Origin of the sequence: Brevundimonas diminuta ATCC 11568, from assembly GCF_000204035.1 — a bacterium.
Classification (GTDB): domain Bacteria; phylum Pseudomonadota; class Alphaproteobacteria; order Caulobacterales; family Caulobacteraceae; genus Brevundimonas; species Brevundimonas diminuta.
This window is the reverse complement of the sequence record NZ_GL883086.1, coordinates 261554-268666: the sequence shown is the minus strand read 5'-3', so window position 1 is coordinate 268666 and position 7113 is coordinate 261554. Positions and strand designations below refer to the sequence as shown.

Below are 7113 nucleotides of genomic sequence, written 5' to 3'. Positions count from 1 at the left end.
CCTTATCGAAGCGCTTTCCAGGCCGCCGGAGGTGTATGTGATCGGGGGCAATGCACCGTGCGGATGCGGACCAGACTCAGCGATGATGATCTGATCTGCGTCGGTGTTGATCACCAGGTTCGCGTTATGCGTCACCATGATCACCTGACGATGCGACTTCGCCTCGACAAACAGATGCACCAACTCGTCGAACACTGACTTCGGGTCGAGGTTTTCCTCTGGCTGGTCGATCACGAGCGGGCGATCGTCGCTGTCGTCGAGGGCAAGGTACAGCAGCAATAGAACGATCCCGCGCGTGCCCGGCGACAGCTTGCGGATATCGACGCCATCATAGTCGATACCGTATCGGATCGAGATATGGTCGGTGCTGAAGAGCCATTGTGCAAACCGCTTCGACCACGCCCGGAACTCGACCTGATCGGTATGCGCGACCGGGGAATGGTCGAGCAGATCCTTTTGGTAGAGGCCGCGGAATTTCGCCATTGCAGCGCCGACGGCGGCGGAGTCTCCGGCCTCCCACGCGTCTTTCAGAACCTCATTCGCCTTTTGAACCAGCGTGCCTTTACCCCGGAATGATCCGGCCTTGCGCAGATCAATGAGCCCATCTTCGGCTTCCGATGCCCACTGCTCGACATCGGCGACCCGGGCGACGGAGAACGATAATTTCTTCAACGTGCCGGACGACGCGGCGAGCCTCGCCATCAACGGCGCGTAGAGCTGTTCGAGGACCGACTGCTCCGCGACCAGAGCATCGAACGCCCTGCCGTAGGCCTCTTCGCGCTCGCTTTGCAGGTCACGCGCACGGTCCTTGGCGCCCTGCGCGTCCTTCAACTTGTCGCTAAGGGTCTGAAGGGCCGCCGTCTCCGTCGCGATGCTGCCGGACAGGGCGGTATATCGCTTCTGCGTTTCCTTGTCGGCGCTGACGAGCTTCTCCAGTCGGCCCATTTCCGCGTCGAGGACGGCCTGCGACAAGGTGGCGAGGTCAGTGTCGTCCGGGAAGAAAGGCGTATTCGGATCGCCGGCAGGTGGCGCTATGCCCTTCAGTTCCGCGATCTTGCGATCCGCCCATTTCACATAGCCGGCCAGATCGTCATCGACCTTGCCCTTATAATCCAACAGGAAAGCCGCCCACTGTTCTTCTGACATACGGCTTTGGGGGTGTCGGCTCTGGGCTTGGCGGAGCGTTTCAGGAGCTTGATTTCGTCGCAGATCCTTCACTTCGTCCTGCATCGCCAGGAACGTCTGACGCTGGCCGGTGTATTGGCGCAGCTTCGCTCGCACCTGGTTCGCAGCGCCTGCCAAATCCGTGTGACGTTGCGCGCGGAGCTCGCTTCCAGCCGAAACCAGCTTGGCGCGGTCGGCCGTGTAAGCGTCGATCAGCTTCTTCTTCTGCGCGACCTGTCCCTCGTAGGTAGCGACTAGCTTTTCCTTCTCAAGTTCGGTGCTGATCCGATCGGAGATTTGCGAGACCGCTTCGGCCTCGCGCTGGCGCGCGAGCCGATGCCGGGTCGCCCGCTGTTCCAGCAGTTCCTCGAAATCCAGCGCGCCGTCGCGTTCCTCGTCGGGATGGGCCTCGAAAATCACCCGCTCGATCTCACGAAGCAGGCCGTCGGTCAGGCCGCTCGATGAGCAAAGTTCCTCGACAAACTGCTGCGACAGGTAACGCACACGCTGGTAGGCAAACGGGCCGTTTGCGTCCGCACCGTTAAGAGAGCGAACGCTAGGCTCGCCCGCCGCCCAACTCACCTTGACCTTCCCGTCGCCGATCAAGGGCCGGGCCCGGACGAGGAAGGACGGATTGGCCCATTCGTCAGCGTTCCAGGACTCATCGGTAATCGAGTCGCACCCCGCCGCGATCATGTCGGCCAGTGCAGTCTTGCCAGATCCGCGAGCGCCGATGATCGCCACAAGCCCTGGGTTGAGCGGGATGACCGGCGTCGTCACCCACGGTGCGTCGAGGATCTCGATCTGCGCGATCACCTGTGAAGGCGTGGCCGATGCGGGCGGCTCGGCGCCGACGTGTGCGCGACCGCCCGGATCGATGCACGCCTGACGCAATGCATCGAACTCTAGCGCGCCCTTGATCCAAGAGAAGCGATCACCGAACGGGGTGGCGACGTCCTCCAACTTATGGGCGTCACTGCCGTGCAGACAGGGCTTGAGCCCGCCATATCGGCTGCGAACCTCGGCAGGCGTCAGATCGCGCTTTCCGAGCCAGAAATCACGCTGCGCTTCGCTGCTCGCGAAAATCACATGAGCAAAGCTCTCGATCTCGCGCCGAATGGTCTGATCGGCAGCCTCGCGCACGCCCGACGTCCCATCGGTCGCGCCGCCCGCAACGCCTATCAGGATGTTCTTCTTCGCCCAGCTGCTTTCGGAAAACACCTCCCGCAACTTCTGGAAATTCACCTTGAACTGGTTGGCTCCGTAGGACAGCGCCGCACCATCATCAGTGATTTTCGGATCTGCCTTTTTGCCCAGGCGGATGAGGTCTTCCTTGGTGCAGTCGAAGCGATCTTGCATGACGTTGAACTGCAGCCGCGACAGCAATCGCCGCAGCTCTGCAACGTGGTCTGGATCTTCCGGGCTCACGAAGAGGTGCAGATTGACGAAGCCACCCTTGGCCGTCGCCACGTCCAGTCTCAGCTCGACATTGGGAAACACGAGCTCGGCGTGTGGCAGCCGGCCGGCCTCGCGTTGACGAAGCACTTCCTCGTAGGTGTCAGTCACATAATAGTCGGTAACAGCTACGGCCTGGATCACCGGCTTGGCCTGCTCAAGCGCCGTCAGATAATCCTCCCAGGCCGTCGGCCCGCTGAACTGATTGTTCATCACCGTGCCCGGCGCGTGGATATGCGGCTCCCAACGCCGCCACTCAGATCCCCGACTCAGCATTCCCCCACCTTTCTTGCTACTTGAGCGTGCTTGTAGCGTGCTGTGCGCCTCCGGGCGACTTCACGTCCATGACTTCCCCGCGGCCGCCGACCAGAGCGATCTCGATCCCAGCTATGGCGCACCGCGGCGCAAGGCGCTCCGCAAGGCGTAAGGTGCTGGCCGTGAACGGAACGACCGCAACTTGTCGCCCCTGCGTTGGCGTCGCCATGAGCATGCCGACCGTCTCGCACAGGCCTTTGTAAAGTCGGGACACCTGGCCGGAATGCCTGGTGTTGATGATGCCGCCCTTGCACTCGGCCGAGATGACGTGATCGCCAATGTCAGCAACAACGTCGCCCAGACCTGATCTCGGATTGACGGTGATCGTCTGTCCGGCGGAATGCTCATAGACGCCGCCATAAGCCGTGGTTCCGATCGCGGAGACCTTCTGGAACTGGCGACGCTCCAGCCACCCAGAGAAATCGAACTGTTTGCCATGCTCGCCGTCTGGATGGATCCGAACGTGCTGGGCACCTTGCGTGCGCAGCAAATGCATTGCGTACGCCACCATCACGGCGCCCTCGTAAAGGTGATGTTCGTGATCGCCATCGGCCTTGCCGATGCGATTGGGCGGCGGCGCCAGCGCCGTCACCAGATCCTCGAAATCCAAAACCCATCTCCCTCATCTGATCGGAAATCTATCCAGCGCCCATTGACACGTCAACATGACCGCCCATATTTGCCCGGTAAAGGAGGCCTCGTCATGTTTGCCTATAACCCCGATAAATTCGCGTCGCTATACGAGACAGAACTCGGCCAGCGCATCTGGGCGTTCCTGACCCAGCCCGAGAATGTTGCTCGCCTCGAGACAGCCTCCCAGCTCAGCAAGCCAGCAGTCGAAGGTATTGAGGAGCACCTACTGGAGGAGTTTCGCGAGGAGGTTCTCGCCGATCGCGTCAAGCAGATGGTCGGTCACATGGTCCGCCAGATTATGGAGCAGCGCGACTGGGTTCTGGATCAGACCGACGTGAAGCTGCAGTCGGTGCCGTTCAGCAAGGCCGCGCGCTACCGTCGACCCGACTGGATCACGTTCCACGCTTTCCGCAACACCAGTGACCCACGCGATGTCGTCATCACCGATCGCCGCCAGAATGCGCCGCTGCCGACTGGCGCCCGCTGGTCCTACTACGCGACCTTCGCCAGCCCATTGAAGGCGGCCGTCGCGTTTGGTGTCCACGACATCCGCCAGCTGCGCACGCATGTGCATGCTCATGGCTTTCAGCGGCTCCGCATCGAACGGATGCTGCGGCCCGCCTGACGTCGATGACCGATCAAGCCCACATCACGCTCACCGATCGAGAACAGCCGGTGCTGCTCGCCTGGCCGACACCGGGCAATCCGGGAGGCTTCGTCCAGTTCGAGAAAGCCGCCGATTGGCGGCGCTTCGTCGCGAGTCTCGGCATCGACCAGCGGATTCCTGACATCGTTCGCGCGAAGTTCGCACGCGCTCAAACGCTCTATTTGCTGGGCTGGGCCGATTTCGGCGTGGTGAAAGCCGGCGAACTCGCTGCCCTGATCGCGCTGGAACTGGCGGTGATGGATCGCTACGGCGGGCGCATCTCAAAGTCGAAGCGCAGTTTCGCCGCGCTCCTGAAGTTCATGGTCGAATCGGATGGTCTGACCGATGCGCAGATCCCCATGATTACGCGCTGTGGCGGAACCGCCATCGGCCAATTGACGGGTGACACCCGTCCAACTCTCGCCGAACGTCGAAACACCCTTGCGCACGGCGATCCTTTTGAAGGCCTGCCTCCCGGCGGGCTCCTCGAGTTGGTGCGAGACCTCATCAACTTCGCCTACCGCGACTATATCGCCGAGGCTCCGAGGTCAGAATTCTTGGCACCAGCTGTGATGAGCACGACCGATTTCATCGGCGCCGCCAAGTGAGTAGGGTCGTAAACGACCTAGCCGGCCAGGATGGAGTTGAGGATCGCATGCAAAAATATCGGATCCCTCTCAGCGAGGCTGAAGAGGCTCTATTTTCCAAGATCGACCTGCGCCTTTCGCATCGCAATCACGATGAGGGGCACGCCGCCTACAACGCCAATGCTGAGCCGATATTGGCCCTGCTTTCCTCACTCTCCGAACGGAACGGCGTCCCTGCCCACCGGCTGCGCTACTGGAACGATATCGAATACAATCCAGGCCGGGTCAAAGCCTCGCGCAAGGGCATGTTCGAGCGAAACGATTGCCTCGGCCAGGACATCTACACGCATCCGCATTTCATCAAGCACCTGCGCTATCTATTGCTCGGCGCGGACTTGGCCGATCCCGTGATCGTCGACTTCGAGAAGCAGGTGGGGAACCCGGAATGGGTATCGCTCAGCGACGCCATACCGCTGGGCAAGCACGCCCGAAAGCTCGTCCGTCAGTACGGCTTGGAGCCGCACCATGCTTCGGAAGAGTTCTTCAAGCTGTGCCTGGACATGGGCCTGAGCCTCTCGGTCGCCCTGAGCATTATGCGTTCCGTCAAACAGGTCCGCTGAGAAACGGCGTGGCGCGCTAGCTCCTGATCTCCCGCCAGAGCAGCTGTACCCTAGGCGAAGAAACGCGCCGCCACCGCTCCAAGCGCCGTGCTGATCTCCGCCTTGGACGCCCTTGTTACCCCCGCCTCCTCGGCGAACCGCGACCAGTCTTCCACCGAGACCCGCACCTCTTCGATCACCGACTCCATCGTAGCGTCCGATAGACCATGCCGTCGCCCCAGCGACTGGACCTGCCCGCGAGTCGGATTGCGCCCCTCGCCTTCGATGTCCAGATAGTGCTCTCCCCCAGGGCCCGCCGAGTAGGTGAGGTCATAGGCAGGCGACAGCCGCCACTCGCCGCGATCGTCCATCAGGTAGCTGTGCTGCCGTGTATGATCATCGCGATTGCTGGCGAGCACGTTGAAGGCCATTCGCCGGAAAGCCGCGAGCAGATCGTCCGCGTGGCGTGTGATGGTCAGCGTCGCCCGCAGGAACAGATCGTAGCTCGACGGTAGGCGCCACGGCGCTTCGATCGCGCCGCTCAACGAGACCATATGCAAGCGCCGCCCCGGATGCGGTCGGTCGAACCGCCTCGTCGCAAAATAGCCGTGTCCCGTCTTGGACGGCAAAAGGCGATAGGGAGCCATCTCCAACCCGGCCGCGATGGCCATGGCGGCATAGGCCGCCTCGATCGGCCCAATGTCGGGCGGGTCGTTCGTGGCCGCGAACTTGACGATCCAGGACTCGTGATCGGGAGCTGTTTCACCCTCCGACACGGAGATACGCCCCGCACCGTCAAACCCGACGTGAACCTTCGGCCGCGCGCCACCAGACCCGCCGGCCAGGGTGGCCAGGGTGGCCGCGAGCTCGCCTTCGTGCCCGGCAAGGATGGCCACCGATTCAGCGGCCAGAGCATCCAGATCGAGGCTTTCGACCTCCGGCGGCGGGGCCGTCGCCGGCAAATAGGTCAGGGCTCCACGTCCCTGGTCGCCCACCAGCGCCAGGCGATCCAGTGGACTCAAGGCGTCGATCTGCAGGCCGAGCTTGGCAAGGCGGCGCCGCATGACGAGATAGCCCCACCCCTCCGGCAGGCTGTCGGACAGGAAACCATGCAGGCCGTCGAATTCCCGCCCGCGGGCAGGGTGAAGACCTGGCTCGGGAGGGTAGAGCAAGCCGGAGATCGGCAACGCTGCGGCGATCGCCTCGTTGGACCATTCCAACTGAGCCAGCCCGCCGGCCATGGCCAACCGGCCAATGGGCATCGGAGCCGCCGTGTCGTCGAACGTCAGGCTCGCGGCCAGTGGGGCTCCCGGCGCTAGCTTCATGATTGAAGCGACTTGCGCACGCGCACCCGAACAGGCGGCGCCGCGTTCGCGGCCTGATGTTTCAGCAGGCCATCAAGGCTTGTGGCGACTGGAGGTGGGAAAAGCGCTTCGAGGCCACCTTCGCATCGCAAAGCCACGGCGGACTTGATCACGTCCTCAAACGAGGCCTTGCCTTCGTTTTCCAGCCGCCGCCAGGTCCGATAAGCAACGCCGGCGCGCTGCGCAGCATCCTGTTGGGTCCAGCCCAAAGCGACGCGGCGGGCCTTTAGTCGCTCCGCAATGGCATGTTGAATTTCGAAAGGCGTTTTTAGCATAGGCCTGATATGGCCAGTTACACGGCAAAAGGCAAGATAATTGTCCTCATATGGACAATTTGGGACGGTGCTGGA

At 62.3% G+C, this 7113-nt stretch carries 7 protein-coding genes; 3 read left to right on the top strand and 4 right to left on the bottom strand.

Annotation, left to right across the window (positions count from 1 at the left end; all coding sequences use genetic code 11):
- Together BDIM_RS05170 and BDIM_RS05165 are read right to left on the bottom strand one after the other, a co-directional pair.
- Positions 1-2895: TrlF family AAA-like ATPase (locus BDIM_RS05170; RefSeq protein ID WP_040345080.1), on the bottom strand; the 2895-nt coding region annotated here is incomplete at its 3' end.
- A gap of 16 nt (positions 2896-2911) precedes the next feature.
- Positions 2912-3544 carry a hypothetical protein gene (locus BDIM_RS05165; RefSeq protein ID WP_003164516.1) on the bottom strand — a complete coding sequence of 211 codons (633 nt, stop codon included), beginning with the start codon at positions 3542-3544 and terminating at the stop codon, positions 2912-2914.
- Between the two features lie 93 nt (positions 3545-3637).
- On the opposite strand from BDIM_RS05165, the gene BDIM_RS05160 reads away from it, so the two are divergent.
- The 3 genes from BDIM_RS05160 to BDIM_RS05150 are packed head-to-tail and all read left to right on the top strand — an operon-like array spanning position 3638 to position 5420.
- The gene (locus BDIM_RS05160; RefSeq protein ID WP_040345078.1) at positions 3638-4192 is read left to right on the top strand and encodes a hypothetical protein; all 555 of its coding nucleotides are present in this window, start codon (positions 3638-3640) and stop codon (positions 4190-4192) included.
- A gap of 5 nt (positions 4193-4197) precedes the next feature.
- The gene (locus tag BDIM_RS05155; RefSeq protein WP_003164514.1) at positions 4198-4821 is read left to right on the top strand and encodes a hypothetical protein; all 624 of its coding nucleotides are present in this window, start codon (positions 4198-4200) and stop codon (positions 4819-4821) included.
- 47 nt (positions 4822-4868) lie between these two features.
- The gene (locus BDIM_RS05150) at positions 4869-5420 is read left to right on the top strand and encodes a hypothetical protein (protein ID WP_003164513.1); all 552 of its coding nucleotides are present in this window, start codon (positions 4869-4871) and stop codon (positions 5418-5420) included.
- A gap of 50 nt (positions 5421-5470) precedes the next feature.
- Here the strand turns inward: BDIM_RS05150 and BDIM_RS05145 are convergent, their stop codons facing one another.
- Complete coding sequence (locus tag BDIM_RS05145) at positions 5471-6724, bottom strand: type II toxin-antitoxin system HipA family toxin (protein WP_040345075.1); 1254 nt, start codon at positions 6722-6724, stop codon at positions 5471-5473.
- Complete coding sequence (locus tag BDIM_RS17085; protein ID WP_003164512.1) at positions 6721-7038, bottom strand: helix-turn-helix transcriptional regulator; 318 nt, start codon at positions 7036-7038, stop codon at positions 6721-6723. The genes BDIM_RS05145 and BDIM_RS17085 overlap by 4 nt, the downstream gene beginning before the upstream one ends.
- Between the last annotated feature and the right edge of the window lie 75 nt (positions 7039-7113).